Annotated in this window: 27 protein-coding genes; 18 read left to right on the forward strand and 9 right to left on the reverse strand. The window is 34.2% G+C overall.

Features of this window, described 5'->3' with window-relative positions; translation table 11 throughout:
* Positions 1-31: 31 nt before the first annotated feature.
* The 3 genes from DPQ89_RS09955 (at position 32) to DPQ89_RS09965 (ending at position 1,468) form a co-directional block, all read left to right on the forward strand.
* On the forward strand, positions 32-568 hold the full coding sequence (locus DPQ89_RS09955) for a hypothetical protein (RefSeq protein ID WP_127716788.1): 537 nt from the start codon (positions 32-34) through the stop codon (positions 566-568).
* Between the two features lie 67 nt (positions 569-635).
* A complete protein-coding gene (locus DPQ89_RS09960) occupies positions 636-878 on the forward strand; it encodes a DUF6868 family protein (RefSeq protein ID WP_127716789.1) in 243 nt (80 codons plus the stop codon).
* Entirely contained in the window at positions 878-1,468 is a 591-nt protein-coding gene (locus DPQ89_RS09965) for a class I SAM-dependent methyltransferase (protein WP_127716790.1), read from the forward strand. The genes DPQ89_RS09960 and DPQ89_RS09965 overlap by 1 nt, the downstream gene beginning before the upstream one ends.
* A 41-nt stretch (positions 1,469-1,509) precedes the next feature.
* Here the strand turns inward: DPQ89_RS09965 and DPQ89_RS09970 are convergent, their stop codons facing one another.
* Entirely contained in the window at positions 1,510-2,139 is a 630-nt protein-coding gene (locus DPQ89_RS09970; protein ID WP_127716791.1) for an NAD(P)H-dependent oxidoreductase, read from the reverse strand.
* 102 nt (positions 2,140-2,241) lie between these two features.
* On the opposite strand from DPQ89_RS09970, the gene DPQ89_RS09975 reads away from it, so the two are divergent.
* A complete protein-coding gene (locus tag DPQ89_RS09975) occupies positions 2,242-3,465 on the forward strand; it encodes an NADH:flavin oxidoreductase/NADH oxidase family protein (RefSeq protein ID WP_127716792.1) in 1,224 nt (407 codons plus the stop codon).
* Positions 3,466-3,475: 10 nt separating this feature from the next.
* On the opposite strand, the gene DPQ89_RS09980 is transcribed toward DPQ89_RS09975, so the two are convergent.
* Positions 3,476-5,107: a hypothetical protein gene (locus tag DPQ89_RS09980; protein ID WP_127716793.1), complete on the reverse strand. Its 1,632-nt coding sequence runs from the start codon at positions 5,105-5,107 to the stop codon at positions 3,476-3,478.
* A 171-nt stretch (positions 5,108-5,278) separates the two neighbouring features.
* On the opposite strand from DPQ89_RS09980, the gene DPQ89_RS09985 reads away from it, so the two are divergent.
* The gene (locus tag DPQ89_RS09985; RefSeq protein WP_127716794.1) at positions 5,279-6,502 is read left to right on the forward strand and encodes a GAF domain-containing sensor histidine kinase; all 1,224 of its coding nucleotides are present in this window, start codon (positions 5,279-5,281) and stop codon (positions 6,500-6,502) included.
* 28 nt (positions 6,503-6,530) lie between these two features.
* Here the strand turns inward: DPQ89_RS09985 and DPQ89_RS09990 are convergent, their stop codons facing one another.
* Both DPQ89_RS09990 and DPQ89_RS09995 read right to left on the reverse strand, forming a co-directional pair.
* Positions 6,531-7,412 carry a DMT family transporter gene (locus DPQ89_RS09990; RefSeq protein ID WP_127716795.1) on the reverse strand — a complete coding sequence of 294 codons (882 nt, stop codon included), beginning with the start codon at positions 7,410-7,412 and terminating at the stop codon, positions 6,531-6,533.
* 61 nt (positions 7,413-7,473) lie between these two features.
* Positions 7,474-8,109 carry a flavin reductase family protein gene (locus DPQ89_RS09995; protein ID WP_206611159.1) on the reverse strand — a complete coding sequence of 212 codons (636 nt, stop codon included), beginning with the start codon at positions 8,107-8,109 and terminating at the stop codon, positions 7,474-7,476.
* 80 nt (positions 8,110-8,189) lie between these two features.
* On the opposite strand from DPQ89_RS09995, the gene DPQ89_RS10000 reads away from it, so the two are divergent.
* Genes DPQ89_RS10000 through DPQ89_RS10035 form a run of 8 tightly spaced genes read left to right on the forward strand, consistent with a single transcriptional unit; the run spans position 8,190 to position 15,370 of the window.
* A complete protein-coding gene (locus DPQ89_RS10000) occupies positions 8,190-9,104 on the forward strand; it encodes a MerR family transcriptional regulator (RefSeq protein WP_127716796.1) in 915 nt (304 codons plus the stop codon).
* Positions 9,105-9,122: 18 nt separating this feature from the next.
* Positions 9,123-10,406: an NAD(P)/FAD-dependent oxidoreductase gene (locus DPQ89_RS10005; RefSeq protein WP_127716797.1), complete on the forward strand. Its 1,284-nt coding sequence runs from the start codon at positions 9,123-9,125 to the stop codon at positions 10,404-10,406.
* A complete protein-coding gene (locus DPQ89_RS10010; RefSeq protein WP_127716798.1) occupies positions 10,403-11,131 on the forward strand; it encodes a DUF1365 domain-containing protein in 729 nt (242 codons plus the stop codon). Before DPQ89_RS10005 ends, DPQ89_RS10010 begins: the two co-directional genes overlap by 4 nt.
* Positions 11,115-12,323: a cyclopropane-fatty-acyl-phospholipid synthase family protein gene (locus tag DPQ89_RS10015; RefSeq protein ID WP_127716799.1), complete on the forward strand. Its 1,209-nt coding sequence runs from the start codon at positions 11,115-11,117 to the stop codon at positions 12,321-12,323. The genes DPQ89_RS10010 and DPQ89_RS10015 overlap by 17 nt, the downstream gene beginning before the upstream one ends.
* A complete protein-coding gene (locus DPQ89_RS10020) occupies positions 12,320-12,820 on the forward strand; it encodes a chalcone isomerase family protein (RefSeq protein ID WP_127716800.1) in 501 nt (166 codons plus the stop codon). The genes DPQ89_RS10015 and DPQ89_RS10020 overlap by 4 nt, the downstream gene beginning before the upstream one ends.
* Positions 12,813-13,223 (forward strand): nuclear transport factor 2 family protein, encoded by a 411-nt coding sequence (locus DPQ89_RS10025; RefSeq protein WP_127716801.1) that lies wholly within the window; start codon positions 12,813-12,815, stop codon positions 13,221-13,223. Before DPQ89_RS10020 ends, DPQ89_RS10025 begins: the two co-directional genes overlap by 8 nt.
* Positions 13,224-13,231: 8 nt before the next feature.
* Complete coding sequence (locus DPQ89_RS10030; RefSeq protein ID WP_164848346.1) at positions 13,232-14,620, forward strand: SDR family NAD(P)-dependent oxidoreductase; 1,389 nt, start codon at positions 13,232-13,234, stop codon at positions 14,618-14,620.
* Between the two features lie 45 nt (positions 14,621-14,665).
* Positions 14,666-15,370, forward strand: a complete 705-nt coding sequence (locus DPQ89_RS10035) for an endonuclease/exonuclease/phosphatase family protein (protein ID WP_127716803.1) — start codon at positions 14,666-14,668, stop codon at positions 15,368-15,370.
* On the opposite strand, the gene DPQ89_RS10040 is transcribed toward DPQ89_RS10035, so the two are convergent.
* A complete protein-coding gene (locus tag DPQ89_RS10040; protein WP_127716804.1) occupies positions 15,359-16,498 on the reverse strand; it encodes a methionine aminotransferase in 1,140 nt (379 codons plus the stop codon). The two genes, DPQ89_RS10035 and DPQ89_RS10040, sit on opposite strands and share 12 nt — an antisense overlap.
* Before the next feature lie 89 nt (positions 16,499-16,587).
* On the opposite strand from DPQ89_RS10040, the gene DPQ89_RS10045 reads away from it, so the two are divergent.
* Entirely contained in the window at positions 16,588-17,745 is a 1,158-nt protein-coding gene (locus DPQ89_RS10045) for an SAM-dependent methyltransferase (RefSeq protein ID WP_127716805.1), read from the forward strand.
* Position 17,746: 1 nt separating this feature from the next.
* Here the strand turns inward: DPQ89_RS10045 and DPQ89_RS10050 are convergent, their stop codons facing one another.
* On the reverse strand, positions 17,747-18,649 hold the full coding sequence (locus DPQ89_RS10050) for a hypothetical protein (protein WP_127716806.1): 903 nt from the start codon (positions 18,647-18,649) through the stop codon (positions 17,747-17,749).
* Between the two features lie 40 nt (positions 18,650-18,689).
* The gene (locus DPQ89_RS10055; protein WP_127716807.1) at positions 18,690-18,983 is read right to left on the reverse strand and encodes a YkgJ family cysteine cluster protein; all 294 of its coding nucleotides are present in this window, start codon (positions 18,981-18,983) and stop codon (positions 18,690-18,692) included.
* 217 nt (positions 18,984-19,200) lie between these two features.
* Here DPQ89_RS10055 and DPQ89_RS10060 point away from each other — a divergent pair, with 217 nt between their 5' ends.
* Positions 19,201-19,395, forward strand: coding sequence for a cold-shock protein (locus DPQ89_RS10060; protein WP_127716808.1), 195 nt, complete (start codon positions 19,201-19,203; stop codon positions 19,393-19,395).
* Between the two features lie 152 nt (positions 19,396-19,547).
* The gene (locus DPQ89_RS10065; protein WP_241558827.1) at positions 19,548-19,979 is read left to right on the forward strand and encodes a RimK/LysX family protein; all 432 of its coding nucleotides are present in this window, start codon (positions 19,548-19,550) and stop codon (positions 19,977-19,979) included.
* Between the two features lie 58 nt (positions 19,980-20,037).
* On the opposite strand, the gene DPQ89_RS10070 is transcribed toward DPQ89_RS10065, so the two are convergent.
* Positions 20,038-20,496: a hypothetical protein gene (locus DPQ89_RS10070; RefSeq protein ID WP_127716809.1), complete on the reverse strand. Its 459-nt coding sequence runs from the start codon at positions 20,494-20,496 to the stop codon at positions 20,038-20,040.
* A 163-nt stretch (positions 20,497-20,659) separates the two neighbouring features.
* On the opposite strand from DPQ89_RS10070, the gene DPQ89_RS10075 reads away from it, so the two are divergent.
* Positions 20,660-21,859, forward strand: coding sequence for a RimK family alpha-L-glutamate ligase (locus DPQ89_RS10075; protein WP_127716810.1), 1,200 nt, complete (start codon positions 20,660-20,662; stop codon positions 21,857-21,859).
* 1 nt (position 21,860) lies between these two features.
* Here the strand turns inward: DPQ89_RS10075 and dbpA are convergent, their stop codons facing one another.
* Complete coding sequence (gene dbpA / locus DPQ89_RS10080) at positions 21,861-23,240, reverse strand: ATP-dependent RNA helicase DbpA (protein ID WP_127716811.1); 1,380 nt, start codon at positions 23,238-23,240, stop codon at positions 21,861-21,863.
* 142 nt (positions 23,241-23,382) lie between these two features.
* Between dbpA and DPQ89_RS10085 the strand changes: the two genes are divergently transcribed.
* A complete protein-coding gene (locus tag DPQ89_RS10085; protein WP_127716812.1) occupies positions 23,383-23,628 on the forward strand; it encodes a hypothetical protein in 246 nt (81 codons plus the stop codon).
* Positions 23,629-23,667: the final 39 nt, after the last annotated feature.

Below are 23,667 nucleotides of genomic sequence, written 5' to 3' on the forward strand. Positions count from 1 at the left end.
TGTTTATTGCAAATTCTGCTAGATTAAATTCATGAAAAAATTAATCTTTATGCTTAGTGCATACCTATTTGTTGGCCAGTTCGCGTGTGCAACTGAATTAGAAACCATTTTAAAAGTTTCAAAAACTATTAATGAAAAAAATATTCTTCATTATAAAGTTAGCTTTGAGCCTTCTCGATGCGAACTCTCTGGTGAGCTTGTTGCAGAGTGGAAAATGGATGAAGATGAAGGCCAGTGGAAGTCTTTAAATGAATCAATGAAAATGATAAGAAAGCCACTTACGGCAGAAATAATTTCTAGCAGTAGTGATGAAATCGTTTTTAGTACACCTTCGATGGAAGATTTAAAATCAAGAGGTGTTCTTGATGAAAGTAGAGTATCAATTCGTATCTCTCCTGGAGCTAACCAAACTTGTGATATACAGACTTTGGCCATGGTAGAAGGAGAGCTTGTTGAAGTTTCAAGACTTCATTCAAAAGTATCTATGTTTGGATCAGTTAAATGGGTTGAAGTGCATGGTCTAACACTCGATGGAGAAAAGATTCGCAAGAGATTTTCTAATAAGTAACATATAGTGACGAAGCTTTTTATTAAGTGTAAAATTCTCCTAACTTAGGAACTAAGAAGGAGAATTTATGACTTATGATCTTTTAGTTGAGCTATTTAAATGGGCCTCAATTATTGCGATGACCATTTATATATGGACAGCGGTAATGTGTATATTTGCGAACTCTTTTATTTTTAATATTCAAAAGAAAATGTTCAATATCTCTAAAGATACCTTTGATATAATTATCTATTCCTACTTAGGTTTATTTAAAATATTCCTAATTCTATTCTTTATTGTCCCATATATTTCTTTGTTGGTGGTTAAGTAATGTCTCACTTTAATCAAGCTGCCAATAATTGGGACTCACAAGAAAAAAAAGATTTAATGAAAACTCTAGCAAAATCTACTATTGAAAAGCTCTCGCTTTCTAAGAAGATTGACTTACTGGATGTGGGTTGTGGAACAGGTCTTTTTTGTCTCGAATTTTTAGACTACGCTAGCAGTATTACTGGTGTAGATACCTCTAGGGGAATGCTAGAAGTATTTGATTCAAAAACTAAAGAGCTTCCATTTGTTAAATCGTTAGAGCTAGATTTAGAGACGAAAAACTTAGAGGAAAAATTTGATCTTATTATAAGCTCGATGACCTTTCATCACTTAGATGAACCTGGGAAAATGCTCGTAAAACTAGCGGCAATGTTAAAAGCGGGTGGAAAAATAGCGATTGTTGATTTAGAAGAAGAGGATGGTTCCTTTCACCCTAGGCCTAAAGAGATGGGGGTAAAACATTTTGGATTTTCTAATGAGACACTTAAGTCTTGGGCGCAAGACATAAATTTGAATTTTTCGGTCTGTACGATAAATACTAAAGAGAAGAATGGGAAAGAGTATAATCAGTTCTTAGCTATTTATGAATAATTACTTCAGTGCTTTGAGATAAAGCACTGAAGATCTTTAGCTTAAATATGTTCTATAATTTTTTCTAATGGAAAGCGTACTTTTGCGGCAGTCGCATACTTATCACTGTCAGCCCTATAGCCAATTGGGCAAGCAACAATCGCTGTGAGTCCCTTTTCTTTAAGACCTAGGACTTCATCATATTTTTCTTTAATGATTCCTTCCATTGGACAAGCATCAATTTTTAAAAGAGCACATGTTGTAAGTAGGTTTCCAAGTGCTATATAAACTTGATCTTTCATCCATTGTTGCTTCTGCTCTAGGTTTTTATACGAGAGAAAGTTCTTAACAACTTTTGAATAACCTTCTAGGTCTGAAACAGATTGAGATCTTGCTTGAGCAGTGGATTCAATGAAAGCATCAACATCTTGATCAACATAGTCTAGGGGAGTACACATAACAATATGATGAGAGCAGTCAACAACTTGCTTTTGACCCCAGCTATGCTCTAGTAGAGAATTCTTTACTTCCTGATTGCTTATCACAAGAAATTTCCACGGTTGTACACCAAAAGAGCTCGCCGTTAATCGTAGGCTTTCATTTATAGTGTCCAGATCCTTTTGAGATACCTTCTTCGTTGAATCAAATTCTTTTGTTGCATAACGCCAGTTAAGTGCTTCAATAATATTCATTTTTTTCCCTTGAAATGTTTTTTAAACTATAATCTAAAGTCATAAGAAATAGCAAAGACCAAAAATGAATTAAGTTATACAAAATATAGAAATGGGATATGTATGAAAATTAGCAGTGAGTTAGCTCTACCTTGTGGAGTAATACTACCAAATAGAATGGCAAAGTCAGCGATGAGTGAGAATATGGCAAACCCAAAACTCTTTGCCTCTGAGCGCTTCTATAATGCATATAGAACATGGGCCAAAGGTGGAACTGGTCTATGTATCACTGGGAATGTTATGATTGATTCTAATCATCTTGGTGAGGCCAATAATATTGCTATAGAAAAAGGGCTCGATAACTTTGATAGTCTAAGAAAATGGTCAAGCTCTGCTGATGGAACGGCCTCACAAATTTGGGTTCAATTAAATCATCCAGGGAAGCAGTCTCCAAAGTTCTTAAATAAGACACCTGTTGCTCCATCTGCCATAGCACTTCCTGCTCCTTTAGATAATATGTTTAATACACCTAAAGCGTTAGATGAGAATGAGATTTTAGATATTATAGAAAGGTTTGGATTCGCTGCAAAGGCGGTTAAAGATTGTGGCTTTCATGGAGTTCAAATTCATGGGGCCCATGGATATCTTGTGAGCCAATTTCTATCCCCCGCACATAATCAAAGAAGTGATAAGTGGGGAGGTCCGTTAGAAAATAGAATGCTATTTGTAAAAGAAGTCTATAAATCTATAAGAAAGAGCGTAGGAGATGACTTTCCAATTGGGATAAAATTAAACTCGGCCGACTTCTCTAAGGGAGGCTTTACTCATGCTGAATCAGTACTGGTTGCCCAAGAATTATCTGAATTAGGAATAGATCTAATCGAAATTTCTGGAGGTTCTTATGAAGCACCCGTTATGACTGGAAAGTCCGTTAAAGAAAGCACAAAGAAACGAGAGGCGTACTTTTTGGACTATGCGAGTGATATTAAGAAAGTGATAAAGTGTCCATTAATGGTTACGGGGGGATTTAGAACAGCTCGCTTTATAAGAGAGGCGATTAATGAAGGTCACCTTGATATTGTAGGAATAGGTAGAGCATTGTGCTTAAATCCAGAGTTTAGTAAGCAAGTAATTGATGGAGAGGATGTTGTAAGCGAGGTAAAACCGCTTAGAAGTGCTTCTAAAATTTTAGATAGTATTTTTCCTCTTGAAATCATTTGGTATACCATGCAGATTCATAGAATGGGGCAAAATAAACGCCCAGACTCTGGTATAAGCGTTTATTGGGCCATCCTTCACTCGATTAAGGAAATAGGTGTAGAGAGCCTTAAGCGAGTACGTTCATAGATACGTATTATTACTTATCATTAAGAATATCTTGTAATTTGGAGTCTTTATTTATTTTTTTGCGCTCTCTTTTTAAAAACTCAGTAGTATTAAGATTTATAAAAATAGCTCTTTCTTTTGACTCTTCTGCATTGCATGGAACTCTTAAAAGATTATTTACTTCCATTCTAAGTTTTGATTTTCCGCTTTCTTTTATACCCATCACTATGCCTGTATAAATATTCTTCTCAGACAGATTAGATAATACTAGAACGTAGTAAGTAACTGGGCTATTTATTTTTATTATAGTTCTGTCTGAGATTTCCATAGGGGAGTAGAAGCTAATTGAATACTCAGATAAGGTATGTATGATTATTGGAATTTCTAATGTCAGTTGGTCAGGTATTTTTAGAATAGTTAAATCTTCTGGGGCTAATAGAAATCCTTCTTTTGGGGTTCTTTTTACAATGTTTTTTTTATTGAATATTTTGACGATACTGTCTAAGAAGTCAGGAGTCATATTAAATGGAACATTTAGTTGATTCTTGCAGATATTAGGAACGTTTTGATTGTTTAACCCAAATAGAATAATGATTGTTTCTTTCTGAATATTCTTAGAAATATAAAACTGCAAGAGTTCCAACATTTCAGAGTTTGAAACTTTCATAATATTATTATCTTCATCAAGAACTTTTAATCTGTCCCATTGGATTGCTATGATATGAGGAGAGATTTCTTTCGCGTTTTGGGCAGATTTCATTAGATATGGATAGCTATAAATATCGTAATGACTGCCTTCTTTCTGATGATCTTTTTGCATCAATTGAACTTCTTCGTCAAAAACTAATACTCTAGTCTTAGAAGAGTCTATTTTTTTATATTCTTCTTTAAAATTATCTTTAACAATTTTTCTTTCAAGGACATAGCTTCTGTCTTCTACCTTTGTAACATTAAAGTAATCACTATTTATAAATCTCTTGTCACGATAAGAATATCTTAATGTATTTATATCATCGAGCCATCTGAATTTCTTCTCATCACTTTGACTATTAGTAATAGCATAGCTTGTAGTAGTTAAGTCCGGCACAAAAGCTTTAATCCACTCTTTTGATGGATCTAATTTATCTAGGCCCATTTCAGCTTTTATGGACTCATGCGATATATATTTAATTTTACCAATAAAGTTAGCCCAAAGAACGTGGCCTTCTCCATTAGAAGTCGCATACTTTGGAAGATTTGTGTATTCGGGTGATTTTAAGAGTTGTATTGTATTTATGAGATCTTCCATATCTGGCTTTTTGTATTCTACAATTTGGCATCCATATGAAATGATTTCTTGTATTTCGAATGGATCATGACTTTCCGAAAAAATAGCTAATTTAATAATTGCTTGGGAGGCTCTATACTTATCTAATATCTTTAGAATGTCTTTCATTAAGTTAGCGCTAGTTTCAAAGTCTATTAAAAGTACAATTTTCTCTTTATTTGCTTTGATAATGAAATGAAAGAGTTTATTGATACTGAAATCAGCATCATCACTTATATTTGAAAATACTAGTGTTCTCCAGTCTTTTGAGATCGAGTTATTTTTAACGATTTGCCTAAATCGCCTTGTAAACTTAGAGTCGTCGCTTATAAATATAAAATAAGTCTTATCTTTCATAAAAATATTTTATAGAGATTTCAGATAGTAAATATGAATAGAATGTTAATTTCTATTCATAGATGTATAATATCAGAGATTTGAAGATCTATATCCTCATCCTCATTCAATATTATTTTTAAATTCAATAATACTTCTTGTTATTTTTAAGATGTCTTATAAAATAATGGAATGAAATATCCTAAGTTTATAAATGAAGAAGAATACTTGTCTTTACATGAAGGTCAGTCAGAGCTTGAACTATTAAAGAAGTTTAGCTCGAATCTTAAATTGATTCATAGACTTACAACTAAGAATTACACAGATCTAAATCTACTTATTAAGGAATATTTGGAAGTAGGAGTGAAGATATTCTCAATGGAAATTGGTATTGTTTCTAAAATTGATGGTGAAGAGTATACTATTTGTGATGTTATTTCACCAGGAGACACTTTAATTAGTGGTGATAAATTTGAACTTCAGGGGACTTATTGTAGAGAAGTCATTAGGTCAAATTCTATTCTTGGTTTTCCACATGTCGGAAAAATGGATGAAATGAAAAGTCATCCTGTCTATCAAAATATGAAACTAGAGTCTTACCTGTCTGCTCCTATTTATAAAAATAATATCATCTTTGGAACTCTTAATTTTTCATCAACATCAATTAGAGAAAATGGTTTTTCTGAATACGAAAAAGAGTTGATATCTATGCTGGCGTCTTCAATAGGAAGTTTTCTTGTCTTAAAAGATAAAGAGGAGAAGCTCGAAAATGCTTATAAGAGAATTCGTAAGTTAACGGGATATGTTGCACATGATTTAAGAACACCACTGGGAAGTATTATTTCCATTGTCGATATATTTCCTGATTTAGATGAAGATGAAAAGTTTGAAATGTTGGAAGAATTAAAGAAAGCCGCGTCTTCTGGGCTTGAAATCGTCCATTCAATACTTGAGGTTTCCATCGTTGGCGATGGAAAAGTTAGTCTAGATCGCGATAGTTTTATTCTTTCTGATATTGTAAATGAAAGTATAAAAGAGAATGAAAGACGTTTCAAAGCTGCTTCATTGAGCTTTGTTAAAAGTTTTGATTCTAGTTTAGTACTAGTAGATAAAGAGAGAATTATGCAAGTTTTTGCAAACTTAATCTCTAACTCTCTGAAATACTCTAAAGAAAACTCTGTGGTGACTATTTCTATAAAGAATGATAAGGGACTTACTACCTTTGAAATTCAGAATCAAGTTGATGAGAAAAAAGTAAGTTTTAGTCCAAGAGGTGTTACTGAATCTAGCTCCATTGGTTTTGGTATCGAAATAATTTCAGAAATTCTTTCTCTTCATTCTAGTGAGCTTAAAATTCGTAAAAATGAAGATATTTATATCGCAAGCTTTAGTCTTCCCATACATCATAATAAGTAAATCTATATTTTTTTTGAGAATAGAGTAATTACGATTTTTTAGCATCTTTTTTGTAATTAGTTAGAACGGGGACGAGAGCAACGCTTAATAAAACAAGAAAACATCCACTCATCGCGAGTGGTGTAAGAATCTCGTTAAAGAATATGTATCCAAATATGGAAGCAAATATTGATTCGGCCAAAAAGATTAGACTAACAATATGTGGTGGAATCCCTTGTTGAGCATAAACTTGTAAAGAGAAAGCTATTAACGAAGAGAAAATAGACAGAACGAAAAAGCCGCTTAGCGAGCTATCTATTTTCAGGGCATTCGTAGAATATAGGGGAGCTAGAGAAACGCTTCCTTCATACAGAAGGGCAAAGAGTGTACAAAAAACTCCAATATACACACACTGTGCAAAATTAAAGTGAAAAGCATTTCTATTTTGTCCATACCTATCGACTGCAAGTATGTGTAGTGAAAATAAAAGGGCAGAGCATAGAATATAAATATCGCCCAAATTAATATTTGTTACTTCCAGTTCACACAGCATTGCAATACCTACAAATGCCATTAAGACAAGACCCCAATAGGCCAGACGCAACTTTGTCTTAAGTAAGATCGCCGTAAGTATGGGGGTGAAAATGGCATAGAAAACAGTAAGAAAACCGCTTTTGGCAAGAGTAGTATGAGCAATGCCTATCGTCTGTAATTGCAGACCCGCTCCTAATAGAATTGAAGAAAATATAACTCCTCTTTCTTTGAGAATATTGTAGTTCTTATATAGAAGAATCAAAGAAATAGAACCGGCGAATAAAAACCTTAATGAGTTTGACCAAATAGGGGAAAAGTCAGTGAGAGTCCAGCGTGTACCGACAAAACCCAAACCCCATATAAATGTAGCAGTAATTAATAAAAATATTTTTGTCATAGAGCTTCCTATATTTTGTGAGAATATAGTTTAATGAATCTTGTATGACCATATAATTTTGTTAAGAGCTAGGAACTTTTGCGTATGGAAGTCTTTGTAGGAGACTAATTGAGTGATATGTCTCGAGGCCACTTGTGCAAATGGTATCTGCTTTTTCAAGATTTGCGTATTTATCTTCTCCTAAATAATCTTCTTTCATATAAACAGATTCAATTTCTGCGATGATTAAATGGGTTGCATTTTCTGTGATAGAAATTTCTCTAACGAAATTCATTGCAAGTTGAATATTAGACTCGCTGACAAATGGGGCGATGAAGTCTTCATGATACATTTCTGTAAGACCTGTTGCTTCGAACTCCGATGTGTCAGCACTATAGCGTGCACTGGTTTGGTGGGCCTTTTGATAAATATCGCTATTAACATGATTAATTGTAAATTTCTTAATATCCCTTATATTCTCAAGGGTATGCCTAGGGGATATATCCGGTCGTATTATGAGTCCAACTAATGATGGATTGGCACCCAGATGGAAGGTTGAGTTTACAATAGATAGATTAGTCTTTTTGGTGCTGTTTATGGTTCCAATAAGGCTGCATGGCTTAATTCCAAGTATAGAATTAATAAAATTTATTCTCTGTCTTTGACTAAATAGTTGAAATTGTATGGACTTTTTTGCAACGTTACACTTTTTTTCCACTTAAGTTTACCTTGTGTTGATTACTTTCTGTTTAAGTGATATCTTAATCAAGAGTTAATCATTTGTCCATAGGTTAAGGTATGAAGAAAAATATAGGTATTAAGGTTTTGTCGAATGCTTGTGGCGTTCAGCCACATTCTATTAGAACTTGGGAGGCCCGTTACAATATATTTAAACCTGAGAGAACTGATGGCGGACAGAGATTATATAGTGAAGAGGACCTGCAAAAAGGAAAACTAATCTCTACTTTACTTAATGACGGTCATGCTATTTCTAAAATAGCGAACCTCAGTATCAGTGATCTTAATAAGCTTGTTAAGACAGAACCATCGAATAAAGTTAGAGAAAATCTGCACACTAACATAAGTATCGCTCAGCTTTTTAAATATTTATCTAGTTATAATATAGATGATGTTGCTAAAGAAATTCAGTATTTGAGAATGAACTCTAGTGCGAAAGAGTTTGTTTTTAGTGTTGTTCTACCAGTTATGCAAGAGATTGGTACAAAGGTCGCTTTAGGCAATTATTCTGTGACGCAAGAACATATTATCTCAACGATTGTCAGAGACCAGCTTGGACAACTTACAATACCAAATATTGGAGATATGAATAGAAAGATTGCACTTGCTACACCTGATGGAAATTTACATGAATTGTCTATCTTGATCGCAGACATTGTATGTCGATCTAATCGAATATCTACAAGCTACCTTGGTGCTTCTCACCCGGCCGAGTGTTTGGGAGAAGCATTAAATGCACTTAAGGTTTCAACCGTTGTAATGGGAGTCGTGTCTTCAGATAAGTGGAATTATGACAAGAATATTGTGAAGTATTTAAAAGACCTAGATAAGCATTTAAAAAGTAAGGTTGAAGTTGTGTTAGGTGGTGGTCATGAGAAAGACTTTCCTAATTTTAAAAATATAACAAACGTAAGGGTTGTTCCCGACTTTGAAACCTTTGATGAACTATTAGCTAATTACAAAATTGGTAACTAATCTGCTCTTGGAGTTCTTATGAAAAAGATAGCAGTTATAGGCGCAGGCATTACAGGTATATCTTCTTGCTATTATTTAATTAAGAAGGGATACGATGTAACACTTCTAGAGTCGAGTAATTACTTTGGAGGTCACACAAATACTATAGATATAAGCTTTGAGAATAAAACTATTCCAATTGATACAGGATTTCTAGTACATAATGATAGAACATATCCTAACTTAATTGATTTCTTTAATGAGCTAAATATTAATGTCCACCCAAGTGACATGACCTTCTCTGTAAAGAGGGTTTCTGAAAATATTGTTTGGGCGGGGACAAATTTGCTAACAGTATTTGCCCAGCTCAAAAATCTTTTTAGCTATAGGTTCTATAAGTTCTTATTTGAGGTATTGAGATTTAATAAAAACTCAAAGCGCTATCTGGATTATTGTACAGATGACTTAGATATCACTCTTGGAGATCTTCTCTCTAGGGAAAGCTACAGCGATGATTTTAAAAGATGGTATTTACTACCGATGGGAGGTTGTATTTGGTCAACTCCGACAGATGAAATGCTCAAGTTCCCTGCTAAAACATTTTTAGTTTTTTGCATGAATCATGGTCTCTTGCAAATATTTAATCGTCCTCAATGGAAGACTGTCCTTGGTGGTTGTCGCAATTATGTAGCTAAGGCACTCGAGAGATTGGATAAGAAATATTTAAACGTAGAGATAAAGTCAATTGAGTCTATTAATGGAAAAGTTCGAATAGTATCGAATAGAAAAATAGAGCATTTTGATTACTGTATCGTTTGTACACATCCTCCTCAGGCACTAGAAATAGTAAAGTTCGCTAATGATGAAATTAAGAAGAATTTAGAGAGTTTTAAGTACCAGCCAAATAAAGCTGTAGTTCATTATGATTCGTCAATATTGCCTAAAAATAAAAGAGCTTGGGCAGCATGGAATTACTCTTCAGTTTTAGATAAGGATGGAGCAGATAATGTTTCTGTAAGTTATTTGATTAATAAATTGCAGCCCCTTCCTACTTTACAACCAATTATCGTGTCTCTTAATCCTGTTGATGTAATAGATCCTAAAAAAGTTTTTAAAGAAATTCAATATGAACACCCGCTTTTTGATACTCATGCAGTTAGTTCACAAAAAAGGATAGATGAGCTAAATGGCGAGGGTGGAATTTATTTTGCTGGTGCCTGGATGAGGTACGGGTTTCACGAAGATGGTATTTTAAGTGCCAAGAAAGTGGTTAGACAGATTTTAAAATCTGACAATATTTCCGAGACTATCGAGATCTTATGAGGAAGTTATTTGTAGCCGATATTTATCATAAGAGATTCTTACCAAAGGTAAATGAATTTCACTATGGCGGATTCTACATTAAATTTGACTTAGATCAAGTGGACTCATTAAGAAATACAATTTTTAGCTTAAATAAGTTTAATTTTTTTTCTTTCTACAGTAAGGATCATGGATCAGGAGATGATGAATCATTACGAGATTGGGCCTTAGGGATTTTGTCCAAATCAGGAATTCGTAGCTTTAAAGGTAAAATCGTTTTACAAACTTTCCCTCGCGTTCTTGGTCATGTATTTAATCCCGTTAGTTTTTGGTTTTGTTATCAGCAAGATCAGGTCGTTGCAGTTATTTGTGAAGTTAATAATACTTTTGGACAGAGACATTGCTATGTTGTTAAACATGGGAAAAAGGGAGTACTTCCAAAAGAGTTTCATGTCTCACCATTTTATGATGTCTGTGGTAATTACGAATTTACCTTTGAGGAAGATTCTGTTGTTATCAAATTATTTGATAATAAAGTAGAGCAAATTGTGACATCAATAAAGGGGCGAGAATTAGAGTGGACGGTAGGTAATTTTCTTTCTTTATGGATAAAGTACCCTGTCTATTCAATTATGATTTTATATAGAATTCATTATCAAGCACTAAAATTATTTCTAAAAAAAATAAAGTATTTTACTAAGCCTAAGCAAAAAGACAAAGAGGTTACTTATGAATTCGAAAGTTGAGATAAACGCAGATTCTGAACATATACCGTACTGGGGAAAGCTTTTTTTAAGAGCGATTTCACGAATTGATTATGGCGTTGCAAGTGTCACTCTTCCCAATGGAAGTGCTATGGACTTTAGAGGAAGCAAGGGAGATGGGACTCATGCTCATATTGAAATATACGACTGGAAGTTTTGCGAGTTTCTTTTTACTAAAGGTGATATCGGTTTAGGTGAAGCATATATAGAAGGATTATGGGCATCTAGAGATATTTCTAAACTTATTGAATTTGGAATTGAGAATGGGCACGCCCTTGAAAGGGTAATAAAGGGTTCAATATTTAAGATTTTTTTCTACAGAATTAAGCATTTACTAAATAGAAATACTCTTGAAGGGAGTCGGAAGAATATTTATGCTCATTACGATTTAGGTAATGATTTTTACTCAAGATGGTTGGATCGTTCAATGACTTACTCTAGTGCTCTTTTTCGTGAAAATGAGGACCTCTATACTGCACAGCAGAATAAATATGAAAATATTTTTAATAACCTAAATGTCAAAAGAGGTGATCATATACTTGAGATTGGTTGTGGATGGGGTGGCTTTGCAGAATTTGCTTGCTCAAGAGGAGTTAAGGTTACGGGGGTGACGATTTCTAAGGCACAGTATGATTATGCTTGTGAAAGACTTGTTTCGTACGGGGAAATGGCAAATATTGAGCTTGTCGATTATAGAAAACTAGAAGGGAAGTTCGATCATATCGTATCGATTGAAATGTTTGAGGCCTTAGGGCAGGAGTATTGGAAAACATACTTTAAAAAACTTGATGATCTTTTAAGCCCTAATGGGACTGCAATAATACAAAGTATAACAATTAATAATGCTGACTTTAATTCATATAGAAAGGGAACTGATTTTATTCAACAATATATATTCCCTGGAGGTATGTTACCATCAGTTGAAGTTTTTGAAAAAACAGCTTCAAAGAGAAATCTTATTGTGACTGATCGTCTAGACTTTGGCGAAAGTTACGCTAGAACACTTAATGAATGGGAAAAAGAGTTTACGAAGCTTTATCCAGATATTCATTCTTTAGGTTTTGATCATTCTTTCTATAGAACTTGGGAGTTTTACTTAAAATATTGTGAAGGTGGGTTTAGAGCTGGAAAGATAGGCGTGTCTCAATTTACGTTGTCAAAGGCCTCGCTATGAAAGAGATATTACTTGGACTTTCACTATTTCTAGTTAGTATTAATTCTCTTTCTTTTGAACCGAAATATATACTTAGTGGACAAGCTAAATATAGTTGGTTTTTTATAGATGTTTATGAGGCTAAACTGTGGAGAATAGAGGGAGGATCGCTATTCTCAAAGCCTCTTAAGCTTGAGTTGAAGTATCTGAGAGACTTCAAGGGACGAGACATAGCACAACAAAGTGTTAAAGAGCTGAGTTCTATGGGAATGAGTGAGGAAGAACTCAAGATATGGTTCCCCAAATTAGATATGATCTTCCCTAATGTAAAAGAGGGAGATACGATAACTGCTTACTTTTCGCCTGCTAGTGGAATAACCTTCTTTTTAAACTCAACCGAAGAAATTGGTAGAATAGATAGTTTAGATTTCTCAAGACAATTTCTTAATATATGGCTTGGAGAAAAGACAAGTGCGCAGGGGTTAAGGAATAAGTTATTGGGGAGTTTAAATGAATAATTCTAAAGAATTGATGAGCTGGTATGAAGGATTAAGCTTAAATACGCTTGTCGATATTTCAAAATTTTATCATAAAGATTGTTTTTTTAAAGATCCATTTAATGAACTAAATGGTATCGAAAATGTAAGGAAAATCTTTGTACATATGTTCGAGGAACTTCATGACCCGAAGTTTATATTTATAGACATGATAGCTGAAGACAAACAAACGTTCGTTACATGGGATTTTAAATTTCAATTGAAGGGAGAAGTTCATACTATTCATGGAAGTAGCCATTTGAAATGGAAGAATGGGTTGATAAATTATCATAGAGATTATTGGGATGTTGGTGAAGAAATGTTGTTAAAAATACCTCTTGTAAGATCTTTCTATAAAATACTAGTAAAGAAAATGTCTATCTAAGGAATATGATGGTTTTAAAACTTTTAGGTCTACAGCTATTTTGGTTTGTCATTGTTAAATACATGTCGCAAATGAATGGTATTGTTAGTGTTCTTTTTTCTGTGATAATAGTTTTAATCCTTTCAAAGATTTCTAAAAATATTAGACATAAAGAAAAGTTTTTTCTATTTGTTGTTTTTACAACTCTTTGGGGAACTATTCAGGAATTAGTATTGTTTAAATTCAATATTATTTCTACTTCAAGCTTTCCAATATGGATGGTCTCTCTTTGGATTTTGATATGTGGTTACTATATTGATTTCTTCTCTAAGTTTAAGAGCACTCACTGGGGAGTCCTATCTGTTCTTGGATCACTTTGTGCTTTAGCATCTTATCATTTTGGTATCGAGCTTAGTCAGTTAACTTTAAATCCGGATAGAGAGAAAACTTTTTATTTAATCGTTTTAATTAGTTGGTCCTTATATTTTCCAATCAGTATAAAGGCACTCTATTCTTATTCATTTCTTGATCATCTTTTGGATAGGTTGATTGTTTTTTCTTTTGATAAAAGTGGATATTATAGGCATGCGGAATTCTTTGATAAAGATACACTAGTCGATCTTTCTGGAAAGAATGTTTTAGTTACAGGTGGAACTTCAGGTATTGGTCTATCAGTGGCAAAGAGACTTCACTCTTTTGGGGCCACTGTTTATATAACTGGGAGAAGTATTGAAAAGGGGAAGATGCTTGAAGTGGACGGACTACACTTTATTCAAATGGACATGTCAGACTGGAAGGAACTTAAGCAGTTTTCGCTAGAGTGCGTTGAGTTTGATCATCTCATCTTTAATGCTGGTGGTATGCCAGAAAAAATGAAACACAATGAATACGAAGTAGAGCATCAGGCTGCGTCACAGTTATTTGGACATTACTATCTTCTTAAATATTTAAATTTTTCTAAAAAGATCGTTAATAAAGCTCGTATTATTTGGGTTAGCTCCGGAGGAATGTATTTGAAAAAACTCTCTCTTGATGAGCTAGTAAATAAAACGACTTATGATAAGGTTGATACCTATGCAAATGTAAAGCGTGCGCAGGTGAGTTTAGTTGAAGAACTATCAAAAATGAGCGAATGGGATGGTTTTTCTTTTTACTCTATGCATCCCGGGTGGGTTGATACTACAGGTATTCAGGGGGCGCTTCCTAAATTTCATAAGTTTACCTCCAAAAGACTGAGAACTTGTGAGCAGGGGGGCGATACGATTGTCTGGCTCATTGTGAAAACAGTTGAGCCAGAGCGAGGAAAGTTCTACTTTGATCGTAGATCGGTTTCACCGTATATTTCAAACAGCTTTATACCAAGCTCAAAAGATAGAGAGCGACTGATGGAGTTGTTGGAAAGATATGATATCTTCTAAAATATAATATTTATCTTGTATTTTTTTACAGGTATTATAGAAGTAATGAATACAAAAGAAAAAATCTCTATCTTAAGTCTAAATATATATTTTGATGATAAATCTGGTGAAGTTCGTTATCCACAGATCATTAGTTTTTTAAAGAATCATCATTTTGATATTATTTGTTTACAGGAAGTTACTGATTCATTTTTAACGCTTCTAAATAGCTGTCCACGTTTAAGTTCTGAGTATGGGCAAAGAATTTATGGGGAAGGTCGTTACAGAAATATCATTATCTCTAAGCTTTCAAGTTTAAACAAAGGGATTATCAATTTGCCATCTCAGTTGTCGAGGCAAGCTCCTTTTATTGATATTAAAGTATCTAAACAATTACTGAGGATTTACTCGGTTCATCTTGAAAGCTGCCTTGATGATGAACAGATACGGCTTGCGCAATTAGATCATCTTTATCAAAAGTATTTTGAAGACGGAATCAATTTTATTCTTTGTGGTGATATGAATTTTGGTGATGAGGATTCGGAGTCTACAACATCAGCTAATCTTTACCATGATCACAGTAATGGAGATAAGACCTATACATTCGATGTTGAAAATAATGCTCTGGCCTCAAGTACGAGATTTCCTGATGAACCCAGTCGTCGCTTAGATAGATTTCTATCAAATTTAGAGATCGAGTCTAAGAACTATAATGTCCATAGAAGTAATTTTTCAGATCATTATGCCATATCTATAGATCTATTTCTGTAGACTTTTTAAAGCAGATTTTAAAGTATTATCATCTTTTGCAAAACAGAATCTAATGAGTCTCTGCTTAGGAGGTTGTTTGTAAAAAGGACTAAGAGGTATTGTTGCAATTTTATACTTCTCAATCAGCTGCGTGCAAAATACTGTGTCTTCTTCCGTGCTTATCTTTGAGTAATCAACAAGTTGGAAGAAGCTTCCTTCACATGGCAAAATTGTAAAGTCAGTTTGCTCGAGTTCTTTTTGGAAAAGGTCTCTTTTGTACTGGTAAAATTGAGAAAGCACTAGAATTTCAGCTTCTTTATTATCGAGCATGTCACTGATTGCCATTTGCATATTTGCTGGAGTTGAGAAAGTTACATATTGATGTATTTTTCTAAATTCTGTTGAGAGCTCTTTTGGGGCAACACAATATCCGACCTTCCATCCTGTCGCGTGAAGACTTTTTCCAAATGAGGAAATGGCAAACGTTCTACTTCTAAATCTTTGATCATTAAAAGGGGATAGGTGTTCTTTGGCATCAAATATTATGTGTTGGTAAACTTCATCACTAATTATAAATATATTCTTATCTTCAACAAGTTCCCATAAAGAGTTTAAATCTTCATTTGTGAGACACTTTCCTGAAGGATTGTGGGGAGAGTTCAGTATAATGGCCTTAGTTTTTGAAGTAATATTCTTAGCAACGAGCTCCCAGTTAATGGAGAAGTCCCCATTGAGGTTAACTCTCACTGGTACACCTCCATTTAATTCTATATTTGGAGCATAACTATCATAGCTTGGATCAAAGAATATCACTTCATCGTCCTGTCTTGTTATGGCCGATATCGCGCAGAAAATTGCTTCTGTAGCACCACTTGTCACTGTGATCTCATCATCACCATTTATTTCTTGAGAGTATACTTTGGAATGTAACTTAACTATGCTCTGTCTTAGCTTTTCTAGTCCAGTCATAGGGGCGTATTGATTTAGTCCAGCATTTGTGTGGAAGGCCAATCTTTCGAGAAGATATTCAGACGCAGAGAAGTTAGGAAATCCTTGTCCGAGATTTACAGCATTATGTTTATTTGCTAATTGAGATATTTGAGTAAAAATAGTCGTTTTCATATGTGGAAATTTACTTTGTATTTTCATGGAGTACCCTAGTGTCATTTATTTTTATGCTTCTTTTGTTACTTAATTTTGCTACTATCTAAGCTTATAACAAAATTAAGGAATATGTTATGGATAATGCTATCTCAATTATTACAAATAATCTAAATTCTGAGAATTTTGAAAAGTGTACATTTTCTTCTCCTCGTTCAAAGAGTGATGAGCTAAAGAGTCTTGTTGTATATAAAGTTCAATCTTCGCAGGAGTTAAAAGTTGAATATCGTTACAAGAAGCATAATGATATTAAAACAGTAAAAAAAATAGATTTCATAAATAATGAACTTCCTAATTTTCTTGCGGGCTTTAAGCAGTGTCATTTAAAAAGTAGTAATGAGGATATTCAAATTCTTATCAATAGTAAGTTAAAGTCTAAAGTCGTATTTAGTACTGGTAGTACTAAGGTATCTAAGAAACATAATAAAACTAAGAAATATTTGATCCCTGATGGAGTTGTATGCCCTTTTCTTATTGAGATTGGAGTAATGGATAAGTATGGCAAAGTTAAAACAAATTACTATAAGAAATTCAGGCAGATTAATCGTTTTCTTGAAATGGTTGATGACCTCTATAAGAATGAAGAAGTGGATAGCTTGCATGCAGTAGACTTTGGTTGTGGCAAATCATATTTAACTTTCGCTCTCTACCATTACTTTGAAAATATTAAGAAGATAAGAATACAAATAACTGGTATAGATTTAAAAGAAGAGGTTATTTCTCATTGCAATGAAATTTCTAGAAAATTACATTTTAGTGGATTGAAGTTTGTTCATGGTTTTATTCACGACTTTACCACTGATGATGATGTTGACTTTGTTGTTACTTTACATGCCTGTGATACGGCTACAGATGATGCGATTCTCTTTTCACTTAGAAATAAAGCACAGAAGATGATGTTCGTCCCTTGCTGTCAGCATGAGCTAAATAAGCAGTTGAGCTCTAGGGAGTCGGAAGTCCTACTAAAGCATGGTATCTTTCGTGAAAGGATGACCTCTTTAGTAACTGATACAATGAGGGCCCAATTATTAGAGGCCTGTGGATACAAAGTTCAAAGCATGGAGTTTATAGATCTTGAACATACTGCTAAGAATATTCTTTTGAGGTGTAACTTTATAGATCGCTCAGGGTCTCAAAGAGAAGAGAAACTGCAACAGTATCTTGAGTTCAAAAAAGAGTGGTCTATAAGTCCTTATCTTGAAAAGTGCTTATACGAAGAGAAGTTTATTCGCTAGATTAGTGATCATTTGCCAATGCTATTACATGATTGATTCTTTCAAAGAACAAACTCGCATCCGCGTGTCCTAGATAAGAGATAACTTCTTCTTCAAATTCTATCGTGAGTGATTTCTTTAGATTGAGTAGAATTTTCTGACCTTCTTTAGTGTTTAAAAAATCCTTTATTTTATTCTCGCTTGTCTTTAGACTAACTTTCTTATAACCATGCCCAGTGAAACTACTCGCATTGTCGATAGAAATTATTCTACTTTCACTATCGAAGAGGTAGTTATTGACGTTTCTATCATTGTTTAGAAGTAAGTAATCAAATAGAGTCTGTTTTTTTAAGTCTAGTTCTAGACGAGTTGGATTCTTTAATAGTTCATTATCTCTATGGTATTTAAGAAGTACGCCAGCGGTACCTTCTTTAAATAATTGTAGGGATCCGATATCTCCATCTATAGTACGCACTACGGTTGGGGGAACAAGGCCAAAGCCAAATTTTACATCAAGTTCATAGGCCAAAACCTCGGCCCGGTAATTTGAAAGTTTTATTCGCTTGTGTGGCTTCCATACGGCCTTTGTACCATCGGAAAGAATGACAAGAGTAGGTTTGGTTGAGCCTGAGTTGCCAAGAGCAGTTAGATCAATTTCTTTTATAGCAGCTGTTTCAAGAACTTCCTCTATAGCTGATACTTTTCTTCCTTGTAGTTTAAAGATTTCTGTATCAATAATTTGTGAGGTGTGAAGTTTTCCTACAAACCTATCGTAGAGATCTCGTTTGCTTTGACTAAAGAAGAATTGAACAGCTTCTTTACAAGAAAGAGGTTTATTTAATTGAGCTGGGGATCGAAGATTATGTGAAGAGCACGACGACAAAAGTAGTGTAGTAAATAGTAGCGTTATCATCGTAGATTTCATTACTATTTATCGGATTAGATTGGTTTTATTTTAGGCAAATTTACACAAGCTCTTTTAGCTTTTCTCGCTCGATCATGCAGTCATAGTCACCTGCCTGATACTCTCGACATAGAAAGGGTCTTTGTTCATAGATAGTACAAAGCATTGTCTCAGTATTTAAAGCAATACAGTAGCCATTTTTAGCCTGTTTCATGGCCGTATACATGCCATTCACTTTAGTAGTGTATTCTTCGGGGACTTGATCATCAGAATCATCGATTAATTGAACTTCTAATCTGCAGCAAAGAGCACGGCAACTAGAGCAATTAATTTCAATTTCTTGGGCTTTTTTCATTATCTTCCATTTTTTAGACAATTCTTACATATCTAATATTTGAATATTTTACTTTAGTTTTACGTAATTCAAGTGGTTTACATCATTTTATGCATCTTTTTTGCATCGTGTGCTAAATGTCATGAAACTCATATTTCCATTAAGGGAATAAATAATGTATATATATTAAAAATAGTAAAATTAAGTAATTCACTACTTAATAATGAAAGGATTAGCAATGAGTACAGGTACAGTAAAGTTTTTTAATGATGAGAAAGGTTTTGGATTTATAACTCCGGATGACGGTGGTAAAGATCTATTCGTACACATCTCTTCAATTGATGATGGAACTTTACATGAAAATGATAAAGTAGATTACGAAATCGGTGAAGGTCAAAAAGGACCTTGTGCAGTTCAAGTAAGAAAGCTTTAGTAGTTTTATAACGTTGAGGAAAGATCTTCTTTCCTCATGTTTTTTCTTTTTTCAAATCTTCATTTCTTAATATTTCTACTCCCCTAAAAAATAAAACACGTGCTACAATACAAAAATATATTTGTTCATAGATTTATGTTGTGAGGATTGCTTTGAAGAAAATAATTGGATGGAGAGAGTGGGTAGAGTTACCTGAGATAGGTGTTAAGTCAGTTAAAGCTAAGGTTGACTCTGGAGCTAGAACTTCTTCGCTTCATGTTTTTGATATGACATTCTATCATCGTGCAGGAAAAGAGTATGCAAAGTTTAGTGTGCACCCTTATCAAAAGGACGATAAGACTTCAATTGTTTGTAGAGAAGAAGTCATTGAATATCGTAAGATAAGAAGCTCTAACGGTCAGGTTGAAAAGAGACCTGTTATCTTAACAAATGTGAAGCTTTTAGATGAAACATGGCCAGTTGAGATCACTCTGACAAATCGTGACGAAATGGGCTTTAGAATGCTCTTAGGTAGAACGGCCTTTAGAAAGAAATTCTTAGTTGATTGTGATAAGTCTTTCTATAGTAAGAAAAGAGTTAAATAGTTTTATCGAACATGAAGCTGAATATCGGCATCAGCTTCATGATAATAAATAAGGGGGCTTAGTTTAAATCTAGGTCTCTTACGTCGAGTAAGCAATTATATAATTTGGGATTTCTTCCCATATTAAATTTACACTTCTTATCTACTGACTGAATGCTTGTCTTAAGAGCTTCGTGTAGTTTGTCGACGTTATTGAATCCTGCCATCGGGAAAGAGAACTTTTGTAAGTTAACTCTATTTACGTAAACATCTTGCTCAAAACCTGGGTTGCATTCCTCAGAAAATGTACCCATATCTTTATATTCTTCAACAATACTGTTTTTAATAACTTTAAGATCAGCGTTGGACACACAAGTCGTTTCAGACTTATATAGAAAGGTAAATTGAACCAGTTCTGTTGCCGTCGTTGCTCCGTACTTTCCCTCGTTCGCTTGGCAAACGAATGATCCAGAGTAGAAACAGGTCGCTAGTACTTGAGTATTAAGTGCCAAAAGGGCAAGTGTAATGAGTGCTTTCATAGATGATTCCTTTTTTTAATTTTTGAGCTTTTTACTTCTTTTGATGGAATATGAAAAGTGAAGAATTTCAATATGTATTATTTATTATTATTACAGAATAGTTCTAGATTAATCTTAATGAAAATGAGAATATATAGCTTTATTACTTGAAAAGGGTTCATCCATGAAGTTAGCGATTCTATCTAGAGAGAAACATAATTATAGTACGAAGAGACTTGTAGAGGCATGCAAGTTGCGCGGACACGAAGTTAAGGTACTTAATACTTTGAAATTTGCAATTGATCTAGAAGAAGGTGATCCTGATTTATATTATAACTCTAAAAGAATTGGTCACTTTGATGCTGTTCTTCCACGTATTGGAACTTCGGTTACGTACTTTGGAACAGCTGTTGTTAGGCAGTTTCAACAAATGGATGTTTACTGTGCTAACTCTGCTGATGGAATTTTAAACTCAAGAGATAAGTTAAGAAGTTTTCAAATTCTTAGTAAGCTTCATGTTGGTCTTCCTTATACAACTTTTGTAAAGAATAAGGCCGATGTTATTCCTGCGATTGAGAGAATCGGCGGAGCTCCTATAGTGATTAAGTTACTTGAGGGGACACAAGGTATTGGAGTTCTTCTTGCTCATACTATGGAGTCGGCGACATCAATTATTGAACTATTGCAAAGTCAAAAACAGAATATTCTCATCCAAAAATTTGTAGCAGAAAGTAAAGGTAAAGACATACGTGCCATCGTTATTGGTGATCAAGTAGTTGCTGCTATGAGAAGAGTTGCACAAGGACAAGAATTTAGAAGTAATGTGCACAGAGGTGGTAAGACTGAACTTGTTGAGCTATCTGATGAATATAAAGAAACAGCAATTAGAGCAGCCAAGATTTTAGGCCTTGGGATCGCTGGTGTTGATATGCTTGAAGGTCACGATGGCCCACAAATTATGGAGATTAACTCTTCTCCAGGACTTGAAGGAATTGAAGGTTGTACGAAGAAAGATATCGCAGGTGCGATGATTGACTATATTGCAGCTCAAGTAGACTTCCCTGAAATTGATATCAGACAAAAGCTTTCTCTTAGTAAAGGTTTTGGTGTTTCTGAAGTCTATATTCCGGCTGAATCAGAATACGTAGGGAAAACTATTGTTGCTTCAGGATTAAAAGAAAAAGATGTAAATGTTCTTACTCTTCACAGAGAGGGAAAAGTTATTCCAAATCCAAGAGGTGAGAGAGAACTTCTTGCTGGTGATAAACTTGTTTGCTTTGGAAGACTTGATTCTTTAAGAGATCTTATTCCTGATAAAACTCAAAAAAGAAGAAGACCTAAGCTTAAAAAACTTAAGAAAGCACCGGCTCCATCAGTGGATTAGCCTAGGCTAATCCTACTCGGAACTTCTTGTTCTTTATCTTTCCATTTTGTAGCTTTTGAATTGTGGAATCTATGAGTTCACTTTTGATTGCTACAAAACTTACGACATTTAGAATCGAAATATTTCCAACATCTGTAGCCGCAATACCGGCCTCGCCAACGAGAGCTCCCAGAATATCTCCAGGTCTAAGCTTACTCTTCTTTCCTCCAGCAATAAACATTGTCTTCATTGGTGGTGACAGATCGTAAGTTTTCTCATCGCTTAAGTCATCAATATTTTCAATATTGCATTTAAGATTTGTTAGCTCTTCAATATCATCTAGAATATAGAGATCTTTTCGAGTAAATAAGCTAAATGCCTGTCCATTTTTTCCTGCTCGTGCTGTTCTACCTATTCTGTGAACATAAGATTCAGCATTATTAGGTAGATCAAAATTGATAACAGCTTCTAAGTCTTTTATATCGAGTCCTCTTGCAGCTACGTCTGTAGCAACTAAAACAGAAAGACTTCTATTTGAGAACTTTGTAAGCACTGATGTTCTCTCATTTTGTTCGAGGTCTCCATGTATTGCACAGGCCAGGATACCTTCTTTGTTTAATAGTTTTGCTACATTGTCAGTGATGACTTTTGTCTTACAAAATACAATTAATCTTTCAGGCTTATAGTTAGCTAGAATCTTAATTAGAGCTTGGTTTTTTTGTTGATGATCATTCATTTCGAAAAAGGCTTGATCAATAGAAGATGAATCATGCTCGACATCGATAGTTACTTCTATTGCATCTTCTTGTAAGTCTTTACTAAGAGACTTAATTTCATCAGGAAAGGTTGCTGAAAATAAGAGTGTTTGGATATCTTCTACGAGCTCTTCTCTAATTGTTAAAATATCATCGTAAAAACCCATATCAAGCATCTTGTCAGCTTCATCTAGAACAAGAGTTTCAACTCTATGGAGTTGTAATGCCTTACATTTAATAAGTCTTAAAACTCTACCTGGAGTTCCTACAATTATATGTGCACCGTGCGCGAGTGAATTTTCTTGATGAATCTGGGCCATTCCACCACAAATTGTTAGGACCTTTACATTCTTTTGCATTCTCGCAAGGGTTCTTAGTTCTTTTGCAACTTGCTCGGCTAGTTCTCTTGTAGGGCAAAGAACGAGAGACTGAATACTCATTCTTGAAAGATCAAGTTGATTTAAGATACCTAGTCCAAATGCTGCTGTCTTTCCACTTCCTGTTTTTGCTTGTGCAAGAACATCTTTGCCGTCTAGGACGTGAGGAAGACTCATTTCTTGAACAGGAGTCATTGATTTGAAATTTAGCTCTTCTAGATTTATTAGAAGGGATTCGTTTAATTTGAAGTCTTTAAAGTTTTTTGTCATGTGCTTATATACACATATCTAGACACTTAAGCGAATTTACGTAGCTACTTCTAGCTACGGTCTCGTAGTTTATGAATTTATTACAATAAATTGCGTAAATATCTCAACAAGCATATATAGAAAGACTAATTAAGAGGAATAAATGGACAATAATACTGACGATTGCTTTGATGAACTTGTAAACAGCGAAAAATTAAACTCATTCTATGTAATAGAGAAATTTTGTGAACAATGTGGTGATATGTCTCCCCATCATATTGAAGAAGAACCAGTAAACAATTTTAAGAAGTTAGCTTCAGATGTTAATGAGGTTGCACCTATGTCATTAATTGAATGTGTTTACTGTAGAGAAGAGCAAGAGCAGTGTCTTGACGCCCATGGATATTAATTAAGTGCGACATTTCTGAACTCTAGTATTTATAATTAT

It is taken from the genome of Halobacteriovorax sp. HLS (assembly GCF_004006665.1).
Classification (GTDB): Bacteria; Bdellovibrionota; Bacteriovoracia; order Bacteriovoracales; family Bacteriovoracaceae; genus Halobacteriovorax.